Below are 14,349 nucleotides of genomic sequence, written 5' to 3'. Positions count from 1 at the left end.
GAAACGCGCACCGTCAAATAACTTGAGGATTTACCCTCCCGTTATCTAAAATATCGGATGACAATTGTCAAATCTTTAGAAAGAAAGTATAGATAATTAACATTTGTAACCGTATTTACGGGGCTAAAGGTATTTTCTGTTGTATTCCGCGGCTTCCGCCAGGGCTTCGTACAGCCGGAAAGACAGCTCCAGATGGCTCCGGAAGGGATCCTGCCCGGGGGTTTTCAGGGCCGATTCCAGTTCTTCGATGGGCGGAAAGAGGAATCCCGCCACGTCTTTGGCCGCGCTGCCGATGATGGTATGATTCGCGCTGTCGAGTTCCGCCAGGACCGCTTCCCGCCGTTCCGGGGAAAGAAGGGATGCGTTTTTCCAGGCTTCCCGGGCCGCTGCCGCGGCTGATTCTGAAACGGCTATGATCCTGTCCAGTTCCTTCCGGAGTTCTTCCAAAGCATGATTGAACTGTTTCTCCCGCCCCTGTTGAGCTTCGGGATTGCCGAAGCCGCCGTCCATCGCCCCGAATGTTTCCGCAAGCCGGGCGTCTATCTCCCCGCGCCGGGGCGGCAGGGAGAGAATGTCCTCCGGAGCCGCTGCCGCGGCTCCTTTAATCGCCAATCCTCTGCCGGAAAGGAGATAGCTTTTTATTTCCGGGTAATTCCTGAACTGGCGTTCAAACCAGCCGGCGTACATTGAAAGCCGGCGGTCCGTAAGAACCTGCCCGCTGCCGGCCGCCGCCGCCTTGAAGGGGAACCCTCCGTGCAGCGCCAGGTGGGCGTAGGTTTCCGCCGGTCTGAGCCGGTGAGCTTCCGCGAGGAAGCGCGCTTCAAAAAGGGCTCCGGAGAAATGGGTTTTCAGGTCCGGAAAGGACAGGTCCAGCCCGGCGATCCATATTTCGGCGCTTCCCAGGATACGGGCGAAATCCCACGCGCTGGTTGCCACGGAACCGCCCGCCCCGAGAACTCCCTTGGGATCCACCCGGTCTTCAATAAAACGCCCCAGGGGAAACAGGGAAGAGCACAGGAGTTTTCTGCGGAATCCGCGGCGCAGTACCTGGGGATAGACCGCGGACTCCGCGATGAGGCAGCACCCCGGGGCATCGCAGCGGTCCAGGTGCCGGGCATTCCAGAACTGGGGATCCACGGAAACCGCGAAGTCCGGTTCTATCCCCCGGCGGAGGAGCATCCTGAGGGACGTATCCACGGCGATGACAATACACCGTTCCCGGATTTCCGGGAGCAGGGGGGCAATATCATCCAGGGAAGGGCCGGCGGCGGCCAGGAACACCGGGAACCCTCTGCCGGATCCGGCCAGAAAACGGATGCCCGGAAGATCCCGGATCGCTTCCCGGTTTTTAGCCAGGTTGCGTACCCACCGCCTGCCGAATCTGCGGAGTGTGGCGGCGTTTACTTCATCCCGCTGCGCAAACGCCCGGAGGTGGTTCTCCGCGTCCCGGTACCAGGATTCGTCCAGAGAAACGAGGTTCCTGTTTTTCAGGACCGCCGGCGGTTCCGAAAAAAGCTGCAGCGCCCCGGTTATTCCTTCGGGGGAACCGCCGACGACAAAGACGATACGGTTCCGGGAGAGCAGCTCCGTCAGATCCCGTTCTTCCAGGGCTTTTTGAAGTATTTTGGGATGCTTTTCAAGGATGATGAGGGGCCGGCCCGGCGCCGTGCCGGCAATGGCTTCCGGCAGGTATCCCAGCCCGAACCCGAATACCGCAACAGGGCCGTCTCCGGGTTCAGCCGCGGCGATCCGCCGGGCTTCGGCTGCCGGGTCCCGGGGGGAATGGATATGCATCCCCTGTACAAGGAGGGTCGGAAGCCCCGACGGGGTTCCGCGGATTTCCAGGGGTCCTTCCCAATCGTCTTCTGACTGTTCCAGCTTTTCCGCGAGACCGGGGTAGTATGTTTCTAGGATCTTCCGGTTTTGTTCCCAGTATTTCATTGCCCGGCGCCGTTATTCCAGCTCCAGGGTTACCGTGTCCCCGGGGGAAACCGGTGTTCCCGCGGGGGGATTCTGGCGCCGGACCCATCCGTCGCCGATCACTTCGACCCGGATATCCTCCCTGAGGATCAGAGGCAGGAGCTGGCGTTTGGAGTATCCGGTAAGATCCGGCATGGTCTCCCCGATGGCGGCGGCGGGGTTCGCGGTGATGCTGACTTCCCCGGAATGGCTGATCTGGGGATTCCGACCCCGGGGGATACCAAGGTAATCCACCAGGGCTTCTGCCGCTTCCCTGATAGGCGGGGCGGCGATACGGCCGCCCAAGTACTCGGATTTGGGCTTTACGATGACAAGGTACAGCACCAGGGACGGGGATTCCGCGGGGAGCAGCGCTATACAGCTGGCAATAAAATCCTCGTCGGAATACGCGCCGGTGGAGGAATCAATAAGCTGGGCGGTTCCCGTTTTAACCGCCAGGGAAAGATCTTCCACGTTTGCCCGCCAGCCCGTTCCGATTCCCGATGTAACGTCCACCATATAGCTCCGGATCGCCTGGGCTGTTTCGGAGTCAAGAATACGGACTGCCTGCCCCGATTCATAGGGCCTAACCGATCTGCCGTCGGGCGATACTATCCGGGATACGATCTTCGGCGGAATGAGTATGCCGTCATTGGCAATGGCGCTGGCCGCCTGCACCATCTGGAGGGCTGAAACCGCGATTTCCTGCCCCATGGTAATGGTCGGCTTGGACCGTTCGGACCAGCGTTCCACGGGCCTCAGGAAACCGGCGGTTTCCCCGGGAGCCCCGGCGCCGGTTCTTCCGCCGAACCCGAAATTCCGCAGTCCCTGGTAAAATGAGGCGGCGTCCAGCCGGTCCGCGGCGTAGGCGGCCCCGGCGTTGCAGGAATAGATTATGATATCCCGGGCAGTAACCGGACCGTGGCTTCCCAGGCACCGTATGGTGATCCGTTCTCCCAGGTTCGTAACCCGTTCGTATCTGCCGTTGCAGGTAAATACCGTATTTCCCCGGATAGCTCCCGAGTCCATAAGAGCCGCCAGGGAAAAGATTTTGAAAACTGAACCCGGTTCATAGGCCCAGATGGCGGGCCGGTCCATACGGGACCGTTCATCCGAAGCCCGGATATCGTTCGGATCGAAGTCGGGAATGGACGCTGACCCCAGGATTTCCCCGCTCCGGGGGTCCATGGCCATGAGCATGACGGCTTCGGCTTCATTTTCCGTATAGGTCTTCCGGGCAATTTCCTCAAGAATATGCTGAACGTTGGCGTCAATGGTCAGAATAATCTGGCTTCCGCCGGGGCTCCCGTCATTTGGGCCAAGCTGCTGATCAAAGGCGTACTCAATTCCCGCGAGGCCGGTATTATCATCCCCCACAAAACCGATAATCTGGCTGGCGAGGTTTTTCTCGGGATAAATCCTCCCCACAATCGGCTCGATTCCGACTCCCCGGAGCCGTCCCTCGGCTTTCGCTTCTTCCACGGCTTTCACCGTGCTCTGGTCCGCCCGCCGTTTAAGGTACACAAAGTCGCTGTAGGAAAACTCTATGGTATCCCGCAGCACCTCCGGGGGAGTCTCAAGGACCGGCGACAGCTCCCTGATGAGGGTTTCCATGTCATCGGCTTCCGGTTTCCAGAGGGTAATGTTGCCCAGGCGGGTCTGGATCGCAAGGATCCGGCCGTTCCGGTCGAGAATAGGCCCCCGTTCAACGAAACTGCGCCGGGGACCGAAGGGGTTCGTGTCCGGCGGATTCACCATCACCACAACGTAGCGGACAACTATGTACAAAGCGGCAAGAGCCAGCATGGATGCGAATATAATAAAGCGTTTTTTTGAGGGGGGAGGGGAAGTGTGCCGGTTATCCTCGGTATCGCTCATTTTTTTCCTACTACTTTGCCTAAAATCCGGTCCACCGGAACGGAGCCGTATGCCCGGGAATCATAGGATTCATCCCGGTTATCCCCAAGGGCTATGAACACATCACCTTCGGGGAGTCCGGCGCACCGTTTTACCGCGGTTTGTCCCAGGGGGGTAATGAATACCACAATGTCACCCTCCTTGGGATGGTTCCACCGCAGGGAATACCCCTGATCCCAGGGAAAACGGAAGCCGTAGGCCACCCGGTTTACCAGGAGGATAGAACCCGGAGATATGGCGGGCACCATGGAACGGCCTTCCGCGATCATAAAATCAAAGAGGAAAAACTTCATGAATAAGGCTATGCCAAAAGCCGCAAGTATAGCTCGTCCAGGCTGCCAGGTCCGTGTGTTTTTCCCCATTAGACCTTAGTATAATGATTCCCTCCAATTATGTCGATAAACCAGTATCATGAAAGATATAATTGCGGCGCAGCGTGTGCATAAACGTAAGTCCTATACACCCCGGACCGAAAATACCGGTTACCTTCATTTTAATATTAATCAGTTCAAACAGCACCCTGCCCAGGGAAAAAAACACAGAAAAGATACATCCCAGGGCTTTCCGGTACAGCCCGGGGTTCTGTCAAATTTGTTTAAGGTAAACTATTCCGGCCGTAACCCGCTGAAAAATACAACCGTCCGCAGAAAAAAGAATACTCCTTCCTCGGGAACCCGGCGTTCCGCGCTGTTTCCCGGGACCGCGGGAATTGGTATAAACCGCCCGGCCAAACGGAAATCTTCCGGAGCAAAGGCTCCCGCTCCGGGGTCGGTATTTTCCACCCTGGGAACTATCTGCGGTGTCGCCATCATTGGCATTGTCTCCTTCCTGGCAATAAACTGGGAAGGCTTCGCTCCGTACCGTTCCGTGTCGGTAATCCCCGAGGACGACGGCGGCCACCGGCTTGCCCTGGCGGCGTATACCGGACTCAATACCCCGGAGCAGGGGGAAGCCCAGGATGACGCCATTCCGCTTGACCTTATGGAAACCTTCTCCTGGGAATCCTATACGGTGCAGCGGGGGGATTCGGTCTCTAAAATCGCGGCTTCCCGGTCATTATCCATGGACGCGGTGATTGCCTCCAACGGCATAACCAACGCAAAACGGATCCAGGAAGGACAGGTCCTCAGGCTTCCCAATATGGACGGCGTTCCCTATACGGTGAAATCGGGGGACAGCCTTTCGAAAATAGCATCCGGCCTCGGGGTTCCCCTGGAGGCGGTCCTGGACGCCAATGACCTGGACAGCGAAATCATAACCCCCGGTACGGTCCTCTTTATCCCCGGCGCGAAAATGCGGACCGAGGATCTCAAGATGGCCCTGGGTGAGCTGTTTATCTATCCCATCCGGGGACGGCTTACCTCACCCTACGGTTGGCGGAGCGATCCCTTTACCGGGGTCCGGCGCTTCCACGCGGCGATCGATCTGGCGGCTCCCACGGGAACCACCATAAAAGCCTCCATGGACGGGCGGATTTCCGCGGTGGGATACAATTCCGTGTACGGAAAATACGTCATCGTGACCCACAGCAACGGGTATCAGACCCTGTATGCCCACATGAATGCTACTTCCGCGGTCAAGGGTGACTATGTTACCCAGGGCAGCAAAATCGGTGAAGTGGGAAGCACCGGGCTGAGCACCGGTCCGCACGTTCATTTCGCGATATATAAAAACGGCCGTGCCGTGAATCCCCTTGAATTTCTCAATTCCTAGGGATAGAATTAGTGGTGGGAGGGGAAACCGCTGGGTTTCCCGAACCATCCCATCCTGTACTACATTGTCATCTGCCGGAGCGGGAGGTTCCATGCGAAAGCTAGTTTTTATTCTTATTGCGTTCATCGCTGCCGCAACATTTATAAGAGCCTATGATAACACCCACGAATCATCCCAGGAATTTACCGAGGCGATGATTACTATTTCCCCGGACCATTGATGGTCTTGCAGTCCGGAATCCTGGGGATTACACTTTGTATGTATGACCGGCGATTTTTTGACCACCCGCAATATACCGCAGTACAGACTCGGATCCTTTATAAGGCGGTTTTGCTGAATGCATGAAACCGACAGATCCATCAAGATCGAGTATCCCCATATTTCCCGGAACGAAACTTTCCACGGCATACTCAGCCGGAGTATGGATCAGCTTTGGGCCCAGAAGGTAAAGCACACCATGGAACGGCTCTGCGAAATGGAAGCGCAGCTCCGGGCTATGGAAGATGACCTGGATGAATTTTTGGGGGATACGGAACAAATAAGGGAGTGATCCATGAGAAAAACGGCCATACCGAGGATTTCCGCAGTTTTTATTCTGCTTCTTTGCTCCGTGTTTTCCGGGTTTGCGTCGGTAGTATTCAGCGGTCTCGATTTATCCGAAAACAATGAACTGCTTTTTTACGCCGATTCCGACGGAAACGGCGCGTACCCTCAGGGAGCTCTTTTTTCAGCGTCCCTGGGAACCCTGGAGACGCGGCAGCTAAGCGCCTTCCCGGAAAAAATCGACCTTATTGAAAACGGCAGAACCATCCAGATCAGGAACAGTTTCGGAACGGTCCGTGTTCCCGTAACCGGAGGGCTTCCCCGGAGTATCCCGGGGTTTCCTTCTTTTGCCGACGGTGCTCCGGTCCTCGGCGGCCGGGTGGAATCCATGGCTCCCTCCAGGGATGGCCGCTGGGTTCTGTATATTGAACCGGTAAGCCCGGCGTACGGCAATCTGGTTATGGTTGACGCCCTTTCCGGCGCGCGGACCGTTATTTCGGAAAATATCGAACGTCCGGGAAGCTACTTTCCCGCGTGCTGGAGTCCCGATTCCCGGGTTTTTGTGTACAACCGGGGAGATACCCTGTATTATTACGCCATTAATACCGCCGCCGGTACGGTGGATGAACGGTACCGCATTATCGGAAAGGGAACCGTAAAATCGGTGTACTGGGGATTTTCGGGGGACTTTTTTTACCTCCGGGGCTCTACGGTCTACCGTGTGCGGAGTTCTGACCTGTTTGCCCGGACCATGTACGCGGATTTCCTGGAAATCGGCTCCATCGCCGGGAAAATTCCCTTTGAATTCGACCAGAATTTCGACCAGTTCTGGGTTTCGCCGGATTCCCGGTCCATGCTGCTGGCCAAGGGCGGCCGGAACCTCTTTTATTATCCCCTGGGAATCGACGATTATTCCGCCGCCGGGGAATCTTCCCTTCCTTATGTTTTCATTCCCCGGTCGGGTTCGGACATCACCGTACTCTGGTCGGCCTCGGGGCTGGTGACGGTAATCGTTTCTTCCCCCCGCAGGGAAGGGGCGGCGACCTCCGCGTACCGGCTTAACACGATTTCCGAGTCGTCGGCCCGGATTTTTTCTCCCCTGGAGATACCCATGGGTTCCGGAGCGGCCCTTTCCCCGGACGGCACAAAAGCGCTGCTGTGGGGCGCCGAGGGGATGGTCCTGTACGATTACATAAACTGGAAACAGATTTCGTCCCTCAGAACCGTACCGGTTTACGCCGGGATCTGGACCGGCAACGATGAAATCATTGTCGGGGATGCGCAGAAAATCGAGCGGCTCCGCCTTTCCGGGCAGGGCAATCTTATCTGCCTGTCGTCGGCCCAGCGGTACGGGTTTGAGGAAAAAACATCCCGTATCATGGCGCTTTCCGGGAATTCCTGGTACGCCACCGACGGAACAAGTCCCTGGCGCCAGGTGGCAAGCCCGGTTCTCCGGAACCAGAGCCAGGTTTCCGGGCAGTACCGGGTATATCTGGAGCGGCAGGCATCCGGTCCCTATGCGAATATTCCCATGATCCGGAACATCGTTTCCGTAGGAACTTTTCCGCTGCTTCCTTCCGGAGAAAACCTCTTTGAGGCGATTCCCGATGTGTCCGATACCATGGATACGGCGGTGGCCGGGGTTTTTGCCCACGGCAAACGGACCGGACTCCGGGAAGTTGCCCTCTGCTTCGACCTGATGGATGATTCCGAGGGGCTTCCGCTTATACTCAATACCCTTTCTCAGTTCAATATCCGGGCGACGTTTTTTTTGAACGGTGAATTCATCCGCCGCCATCCCGATGCGGCCAGGGAAATAAGCGACGCGGGGCATGAATGCGCTTCCATGTTTTTCGCCCCCATTGACCTGTCCGACGCCCGGTACCGTATAAACCGGGAATTCATAACCCGGGGGCTCGCGCGCAATGAGGATGAATTTTTCAAGGCCGCTTCCGCCGAACTGAGTCTTCTCTGGCACGCTCCCTATTACGCCGCGTCAGCTGAAATAGTAACCGCCGCGGCTTCCGCGGGCTACCGGACCATCGGCCGGGATGTTGATCCCATGGACTGGATCCTGCGGGAGGACGCGAAACGTATCGGCATCAGCCAGTTCGGCGCATCCGCCATGGTGGACCGCATAATGGCCCAGAAGAAACCCGGTTCCATTATTCCGGTCCGGCTGGGACTGCTTCCCGGAGGCAGGGACGATTATCTGTTCAGCCGGATCGATGTGCTCCTGGATGCCCTCATCCGGGCGGGATATTCGGTGGTGCCGGTTTCAACCCTGATCGAACACAGCCGGTAGCGGGGGCCCGCAATGCACGGCACCGCGGCGCCGATGAAAAGGTTTTTCTGCGTACTGGCGCAGGTTTTTCTCTTTGCGGCGGTTCTCCAGGGCCAGTCCTCGGTATGGAAAATCTCCTCGGAAAACGGAAACAGTATTTTCCTGGGTGGCAGTGTCCACATTCTCCGGGCGGAGGATTACCCCCTGCCGGCGGAATTCGACATGGCTTATAAAAAGGCGTCGGTGCTCGTCCTTGAAGCGGACATTGACCGGATGGAAGATCCTGAGGTGATCCAAAAAACCATCCGGAAGATGGTGCTGCCGGAAAACCAAACCCTCCGGTCGGTTCTCGGTGAATCCGTGTACCGCCGGTTTGAGGAAAAATGCATTGAACTGGGGATCCCGCCGCAGTCCCTGAAACGGTTTAAACCATCCATTGCGGTCAACATGCTGACCATGGCGGAACTGCAGATGCTCGGGTTCTCCCAGTTCGGGGTTGACCAGTACTATCTTTCAAAGGCCAAGGAAGACGGAAAATCACTGGACTTTCTGGAATCCGTCGATTTTCAGGTGGACCTCCTCACCGACCTGGGATACGGATATGAAAATGAGTACATCCTCTATTCCCTGGATGACTTCGAAAACACCGAGCAGGGTATACCGGTGCTTATCGAAGAATGGAAAAGCGGCGGTTCTTCCGATATGAACCAGTCGCTGGCGGAAATGAAGGAAGTATTTCCCACGGTGTATCAAAAGATGGTTTCGGACAGAAATTCATCCTGGATGCCGATACTTGAAGAGTATTTGAATTCAGAAATAATTGAACTGGTTATCGTCGGCCTGGCCCACCTGCACGGCCCCGACGGCCTGCTGGATCAGCTGGAACGCCGGGGATACACCGCGGAGCAGCTGCGTTTCTGAACAAGAATACAATTCAAAATCTGTCTTTCCGGAGGAAAAGTAAAAAATGGAACTGGTTTTATTTATCGGGGGCGGTTTTCTGTCACTCGCCGTATTTGCGGGGCTTATCTATTTTGTTGTGTCAAAAAAATCAACCACCGCCGTCAGGGTGGCTTCCATCGTCGCGCTTGTACTGATCCTTGCTTCCGTTGGTGTCAGCCTGTTTCTCATATTCAGCGTACCCGCCGGAAAAGCCGGTGCCGCGGGCAGCGTGGTTTCGGATTTTCCCGTGGAGGCAGCCGGCGGCGATTTAAAGAATGTTATTATATTTCTCGGAATTCTCTTTATAATCTTTTCTCTGATTGTTTACGTAGCCCTCCGGGACCGGAAACTTCAGATGAAAAAAGCCGCTTCGATGAAAGACCGGAAACATCCTTCCGAACGGGACTAACCGCGGTTTCTCAGGTGGGTTGAGCCGAAGGGAATAGAATCGGCCTGCCTTCGAGCCTGCAGATACGCTGGATGGTGAATTTTCCGTAGATCGCCGCGGTGGGCAGCCCCCCCGGAGGCTGGAGCCATTGGCCGGTAAGGAAGCAGTTTTTCAGGCCCCGTATCCTGCCGGAATGCATCATTATCTTCGCCTTGGGGGTCATCATAAAACTCATCCAGGATCCCCGCCACGCCCCGGTATACCGGTTGTAGGTGACCGGAGTCGCTTCGTCCAGAACGCGGATTTTGCCGGAAAGTTCCGGAAACCGCCGCTGTATCCTATCCAGAATTGCCTCGGCAATGGCTTTCTTTTCCCGGCGGTAGGCCTTCCGGTCGCTGCTGTAGAGCTTTTTCCAAAAATGGTAATCCTCTCCGGTCTGGTTGTACGCGGTGGTGATGACGGTGTTTCCCGGCGGGGCAAAATCCGGTTCATAGGCGTAATTCCTGACACCCAGGGACGTAAAAACCGTATGGCCCACCTTGAGGGGATCTATCTCAAAAACCAGGGAAGACGGGTACTCCTTCAGGTCCGCGGAAACCCCGAAAGCCGTATGAAAAGTCGAAAGGGTCGGGTAGTCCCGGGGATTGTTATACCGCAGTTCGAAGCGTTTATCCCGGAACCGGCCTTTGAGCAGGTTTGAAAAGGTAATATTCGTGTCACAGGACGCGACCACGTAATCGGCTTCAGCGGCCGACCCGTCGGCAAAGCGGACCGCCCGGGCCCGGGTGCCTTCGACCTGTATTTCCTCCGCCGCCATATTCGTATAAACCGTCCCGCCGAGGTCCCGGTACCGCTTTTCCATGCGTTCAATCATTCCCCGGCTTCCGCCCCGGGGAATGGCGCCGTTCCCGCCGGTAAAATTGCCCATACCGAACAGAAACGCCAGCACACTGAAATCAGGGGGAACCCGCTTTTCGATGATTTTCCGGATCGCCGGATGCCTGAACCGTTTCGCGTATTCGGCGCAGCTCGTTTTGCTGTTTCTCGTCATGATGCCGCCGGTCCCCATGAGTACCCAAAGCATGGCCAGCTTTTCCCTGAGGGGCATCATGTCCAGGGGCATACTTACGGGGATGACCATTTTCTGCATGATGCGGATATCCCGGACCATGTTTTCTATGACCCCGGTATCCTCCGGTGAAAGGCGGATCAGTTCGTCCCGGAGGCGATCGAGATCTCTCCAGAGGGTTATGGATGTTCCGTCGAATTCATAGGTGCCGAAACTCTCAAGCTGTATTATTTCGGTGTTTCCCAGTACGCCGGTTTCCTTCCAGATCGTATTGATTCCCGAACCATCCTTGGTCCCCGTAAGCCAATGGATGCAGCCGTCAATATGGTATCCCATGCGGTCCCACCCGGTGCACTGGCCCCCGAGGACAGGTTCTTTTTCATAGATACTGCTTTCGAATCCCGCAAGCTGGGCGTAAATTCCGGCGGAAAGGCCCGAAACTCCCCCTCCGATTATGGTGATTTTCACGGCCGCTCCTTTGCTGTCAGTTTTTTTTGCCCAGAGAACGGAAGAACAGGCGGATGGAATCCCAGAGACGTTTGAACACATTCCCCTGGGGCTGGTCATCCTGGAGTACCAGGGGAACCCGGAACAGCTCTCCCTGGGTATCGAGAAAAACAAGATCCCCGACACTGGAGCCCGCGGTCAGGGGAGCTGTAACCGGTTCGTTGATCCGGGCTTCCCAGCGGAGGCCGTCTCCCCGGTCGCTGATAATTGTGCGTTCCAGGGTTTCTCCGGGTACCACGGAGGCGGAATTCTCCGTTCCTTTCCAGATCCGGACCGGAGGAAGTTCGGCCACCACCGGCCGCAGGGTTTTGAAGTATTCAAACCCCCAGTCCAGGAGGGCCGTGCTGTCGGCTCGCCTGATCCGTTCACCTTCCTGGGAGCCGAGATTCGCGGGACCGCCGAGGATAACCGCGATCAGGCGGGTTCCGTCCCGCCGGGCGGTCAGGGCAATGTTGTAGCCGGCTTCGTCAATGTAGCCTGTTTTGAGGCCGTCCACACCGCTGTAGCTGCGGAGCAGGGCGTTCCGGTTGTACTGTTCTATGGTTCCCGGCCGCTGCCGGTAAATCTCAGGCAGGTTCTCCGGTTTGGGATAGGCAAAAGACGGAACCGAGTGGAGCTGCTCCAGGGTTTCCGGGTGGAGGGTTATGTAGATCCGGCAGAACCGGGCGTAATCCATGGCCGTGGTCATGTTGTATTCCGATATCCCCGAGGGCTCAACGAAACTGGTGTTTTCCAGTCCCAGGGCCTTGGCTTCCGCGGTCATCCGTTCCGCAAAGGCGTCCACCGACGGCGCCAGGTGGAGGGCTACCGCCACCGCCGCGTCGTTCCCCGATGATACCGCCAGTCCCAGGAGGAGTTCCCCGAGGGTTACGGTCTGTCCCTGGGCAAGGAACATAAGGCTCGACCGGGGCGGCTGGTTTATGGCCCATGTTTCCCGGGGAAGGCTTACAACCGTATCCAGAGAGGTTTTTCCCGATTCAGAATCCTTGAGGGCAAGATGAATGGTCATCAGTTTCGTCAGGGATGCGGGTGATATGGGTTCATCACCGTTTTTTGAATACAGCACCGTTCCGGTGGCGGCGTCCAAAAGAACCGCCGCCTGGGACCGGAGTGACGGAGCCGCGGCCCCGGGATCCAGGGCTCCTGCCGCCGCGGTGATGCAGAAAAGCCAGAGGAAAAGCGGCAGCCGCCGCAGGACAGCATTGTTCACGGGAACTCCTAGAATTCAGCCTGACCCACGGCCCGGGGATAGGGAATGACGTCCCTGATATTGGCCATGCCGGTAATATACAGAATCAGCCGCTCAAAACCGAGGCCGAACCCGGCATGGGGCACCGTCCCGTACCGGCGGAGATCCAGGTACCACCAGTAATCCTCGGGATTCATTCCCATTTCGGTAATGCGTTTTTCCAGTTTTTCCAGGCTGCTTTCGCGTTCCGAACCGCCGATGATTTCCCCCAGCCGCGGGACGAGCACATCCATGGCCCGGACGGTTTTTCCGTCATCGTTCTGCTTCATGTAAAAGGCTTTGATTTCCTTGGGATAATCCGTGACAATCACCGGCCCCGCGGCGGCCTTTTCCGTGAGGAACTTCTCGTGTTCGCTTTGGAGATCGCAGCCCCAGTAGGGTTTGAATTCGAATTCCCCGGCGTGCTTTTCCAGCTCAGCCACGGCATCGGTATAGGTTATATGGGTGAATTTCGAGTTAACCACCGAAGTAAGGGTTTCGATGATGCCCTTCTGGATCTGGTTGTCAAAAAACGTAAGATCCTCGGCGCATTCATCCAGGGCTTTCCGGAAAAGGAATTTGAGGAAATTCTCCGCCAGTTCCATATTGTCTTCGAGCTCAGCAAAGGCGAATTCGGGCTCAATCATCCAGAATTCCGCCAGATGCCGGGTGGTATTGGAGTTTTCCGCCCGGAAGGTCGGCCCGAAGGTGTAAATACGGGACAGGGCCGTGGCGTAGGTTTCTCCCTCAAGCTGGCCGGAAACGGTCAGAAAACTTTGCTTGCCGAAAAAGTCCTTGGAATAATCCACGGGTTTTCCCGACTTTGCGATGCCGTCGAGATCCAGGGTCGTTACCTGGAACATGGCTCCGGCGCCTTCCGCGTCGCTGGCGGTTATGATCGGGGTATGCACATACTGGAAGCCGTTCTGCTGGAAGAACTCATGGATGGCGAAGGCCATGCGGCTCCGCACCCGGGCTACCGCGCCGAAGGTATTGGTCCGTGCCCTGAGGTGGCCGATTTCCCTGAGGAATTCGAATGAATGGCGTTTCTTCTGGAGCGGATAGGACTCCGCCGGAGCAATCCCGATAATCCTGAGCTGCGCGGAGGCAATTTCCACCGCCTGGCCCGAAGCCGGGGAGGTGACCAGCTTTCCCCGGATCTCCACGGAACTGCCCGTGGAAAGTTCCCCCAGAGATTGTTCCGTATCGCTGTCCAGGCCCGCTTCCCTGTCAAAGGTACACTGGATGCTGCTGAAGCATGAGCCGTCATTAACTTCCACAAAAACCAGGTTCTTGAGATCCCGTTTCGTGCGGACCCATCCGCGGACCGTAACATCCCGGGAGTCCGCCGGGAATTTCAGAATTTCCTTAATCTGAGGGTACAACATGGTTTACTATATCCTGCATTACCCGGGAAGGGCAACCGCAGCAGCCATGGGAACGGTACAGAAGCATGGTGATACAGGTCCGGGGGTCCTGCCGGAGGAAAAGGGGGAAGGGCTCCTCGTCGACCTAAAGGTCTCGAAAGCCGCTTTTTCCCCCTTTGCCTCCGACACCCCGCGTTACCGGTACGCCCCATGTTTCTGCCGTTCCGGGTATACTGCGGCGGCCCTGCCGTCGGTGAGGTGATTTAGGAAGCTTTCTTCGCAGAGACCGAAGGCCTGAACAAACCTGTTCCCCGTCACCCAGCCCTCCCGCCAAAGCCGGGGTACCTGCATATAAACAACTGGGCAGCAAAGAAGCATGGCGGGACAAAGTCTCATGGGGTGTCGTATGAAAAGAAATACCGCCCCGCGGGA

13 protein-coding genes are annotated in these 14,349 nt (G+C 56.8%); 7 read left to right on the top strand and 6 right to left on the bottom strand.

What is annotated here, in order from left to right:
* Positions 1 to 123: 123 nt before the first annotated feature.
* Genes JFL75_RS05225 through lepB form a run of 3 tightly spaced genes read right to left on the bottom strand, consistent with a single transcriptional unit; the run spans position 124 to position 4,238 of the window.
* Complete coding sequence (locus JFL75_RS05225; RefSeq protein WP_215625631.1) at positions 124 to 1,941, bottom strand: motility associated factor glycosyltransferase family protein; 1,818 nt, start codon at positions 1,939 to 1,941, stop codon at positions 124 to 126.
* A gap of 12 nt (positions 1,942 to 1,953) precedes the next feature.
* Positions 1,954 to 3,837, bottom strand: coding sequence for a penicillin-binding protein (locus JFL75_RS05220; protein WP_215625630.1), 1,884 nt, complete (start codon positions 3,835 to 3,837; stop codon positions 1,954 to 1,956).
* Positions 3,834 to 4,238 (bottom strand): signal peptidase I, encoded by a 405-nt coding sequence (lepB, locus tag JFL75_RS05215; protein ID WP_215625629.1) that lies wholly within the window; start codon positions 4,236 to 4,238, stop codon positions 3,834 to 3,836. The genes JFL75_RS05220 and lepB overlap by 4 nt, the downstream gene beginning before the upstream one ends.
* Before the next feature lie 76 nt (positions 4,239 to 4,314).
* Here lepB and JFL75_RS05210 point away from each other — a divergent pair, with 76 nt between their 5' ends.
* The 6 genes from JFL75_RS05210 (at position 4,315) to JFL75_RS05190 (ending at position 9,767) form a co-directional block, all read left to right on the top strand.
* Positions 4,315 to 5,589 (top strand): M23 family metallopeptidase, encoded by a 1,275-nt coding sequence (locus JFL75_RS05210; protein WP_223292771.1) that lies wholly within the window; start codon positions 4,315 to 4,317, stop codon positions 5,587 to 5,589.
* Positions 5,590 to 5,680: 91 nt separating this feature from the next.
* Complete coding sequence (locus JFL75_RS20860) at positions 5,681 to 5,809, top strand: hypothetical protein (protein ID WP_285291960.1); 129 nt, start codon at positions 5,681 to 5,683, stop codon at positions 5,807 to 5,809.
* Positions 5,810 to 5,926: 117 nt separating this feature from the next.
* Positions 5,927 to 6,139, top strand: a complete 213-nt coding sequence (locus JFL75_RS05205; RefSeq protein WP_215625627.1) for a hypothetical protein — start codon at positions 5,927 to 5,929, stop codon at positions 6,137 to 6,139.
* Between the two features lie 3 nt (positions 6,140 to 6,142).
* Positions 6,143 to 8,437: a polysaccharide deacetylase family protein gene (locus JFL75_RS05200; RefSeq protein ID WP_215625626.1), complete on the top strand. Its 2,295-nt coding sequence runs from the start codon at positions 6,143 to 6,145 to the stop codon at positions 8,435 to 8,437.
* Between the two features lie 12 nt (positions 8,438 to 8,449).
* Positions 8,450 to 9,337 carry a TraB/GumN family protein gene (locus tag JFL75_RS05195; protein WP_215625625.1) on the top strand — a complete coding sequence of 296 codons (888 nt, stop codon included), beginning with the start codon at positions 8,450 to 8,452 and terminating at the stop codon, positions 9,335 to 9,337.
* Between the two features lie 46 nt (positions 9,338 to 9,383).
* Positions 9,384 to 9,767, top strand: coding sequence for a hypothetical protein (locus JFL75_RS05190; protein ID WP_215625624.1), 384 nt, complete (start codon positions 9,384 to 9,386; stop codon positions 9,765 to 9,767).
* Positions 9,768 to 9,777: 10 nt separating this feature from the next.
* Here JFL75_RS05190 and JFL75_RS05185 read toward each other — a convergent pair whose 3' ends face one another.
* The 3 genes from JFL75_RS05185 to asnS are packed head-to-tail and all read right to left on the bottom strand — an operon-like array spanning position 9,778 to position 13,938.
* Positions 9,778 to 11,283, bottom strand: coding sequence for a phytoene desaturase family protein (locus JFL75_RS05185; protein WP_215625623.1), 1,506 nt, complete (start codon positions 11,281 to 11,283; stop codon positions 9,778 to 9,780).
* Between the two features lie 16 nt (positions 11,284 to 11,299).
* Positions 11,300 to 12,532, bottom strand: a complete 1,233-nt coding sequence (locus tag JFL75_RS05180; protein ID WP_223292770.1) for a D-alanyl-D-alanine carboxypeptidase family protein — start codon at positions 12,530 to 12,532, stop codon at positions 11,300 to 11,302.
* Between the two features lie 8 nt (positions 12,533 to 12,540).
* The gene (gene asnS / locus JFL75_RS05175; RefSeq protein ID WP_215625622.1) at positions 12,541 to 13,938 is read right to left on the bottom strand and encodes an asparagine--tRNA ligase; all 1,398 of its coding nucleotides are present in this window, start codon (positions 13,936 to 13,938) and stop codon (positions 12,541 to 12,543) included.
* Between asnS and JFL75_RS05170 the strand changes: the two genes are divergently transcribed.
* Positions 13,937 to 14,179 carry a hypothetical protein gene (locus tag JFL75_RS05170; protein ID WP_215625621.1) on the top strand — a complete coding sequence of 81 codons (243 nt, stop codon included), beginning with the start codon at positions 13,937 to 13,939 and terminating at the stop codon, positions 14,177 to 14,179. The two genes, asnS and JFL75_RS05170, sit on opposite strands and share 2 nt — an antisense overlap.
* Positions 14,180 to 14,349 lie beyond the last annotated feature (170 nt).

Source organism: Breznakiella homolactica (assembly GCF_016616095.2).
Classification (GTDB): domain Bacteria; phylum Spirochaetota; class Spirochaetia; order Treponematales; family Breznakiellaceae; genus Breznakiella; species Breznakiella homolactica.
This window is presented reverse-complemented; position numbering and strand designations above follow the sequence as displayed.

Excerpts from the sequence above, each read along its gene's own strand:
- JFL75_RS05220 (WP_215625630.1), bottom strand. The coding sequence starts at position 3,837 with ATGAGCGATACCGAGGATAACCGGCACACTTCCCCTCCCCCCTCAAAA.
- JFL75_RS05195 (WP_215625625.1), top strand. The coding sequence starts at position 8,450 with ATGCACGGCACCGCGGCGCCGATGAAAAGGTTTTTCTGCGTACTGGCG.
- asnS (WP_215625622.1), bottom strand. The coding sequence starts at position 13,938 with ATGTTGTACCCTCAGATTAAGGAAATTCTGAAATTCCCGGCGGACTCC.
- JFL75_RS05225 (WP_215625631.1), bottom strand. The coding sequence starts at position 1,941 with ATGAAATACTGGGAACAAAACCGGAAGATCCTAGAAACATACTACCCC.
- JFL75_RS20860 (WP_285291960.1), top strand. The coding sequence starts at position 5,681 with ATGCGAAAGCTAGTTTTTATTCTTATTGCGTTCATCGCTGCCGCAACA.
- JFL75_RS05200 (WP_215625626.1), top strand. The coding sequence starts at position 6,143 with ATGAGAAAAACGGCCATACCGAGGATTTCCGCAGTTTTTATTCTGCTT.
- JFL75_RS05190 (WP_215625624.1), top strand. The coding sequence starts at position 9,384 with ATGGAACTGGTTTTATTTATCGGGGGCGGTTTTCTGTCACTCGCCGTA.
- lepB (WP_215625629.1), bottom strand. The coding sequence starts at position 4,238 with ATGGGGAAAAACACACGGACCTGGCAGCCTGGACGAGCTATACTTGCG.
- JFL75_RS05170 (WP_215625621.1), top strand. The coding sequence starts at position 13,937 with ATGGTTTACTATATCCTGCATTACCCGGGAAGGGCAACCGCAGCAGCC.
- JFL75_RS05205 (WP_215625627.1), top strand. The coding sequence starts at position 5,927 with ATGCATGAAACCGACAGATCCATCAAGATCGAGTATCCCCATATTTCC.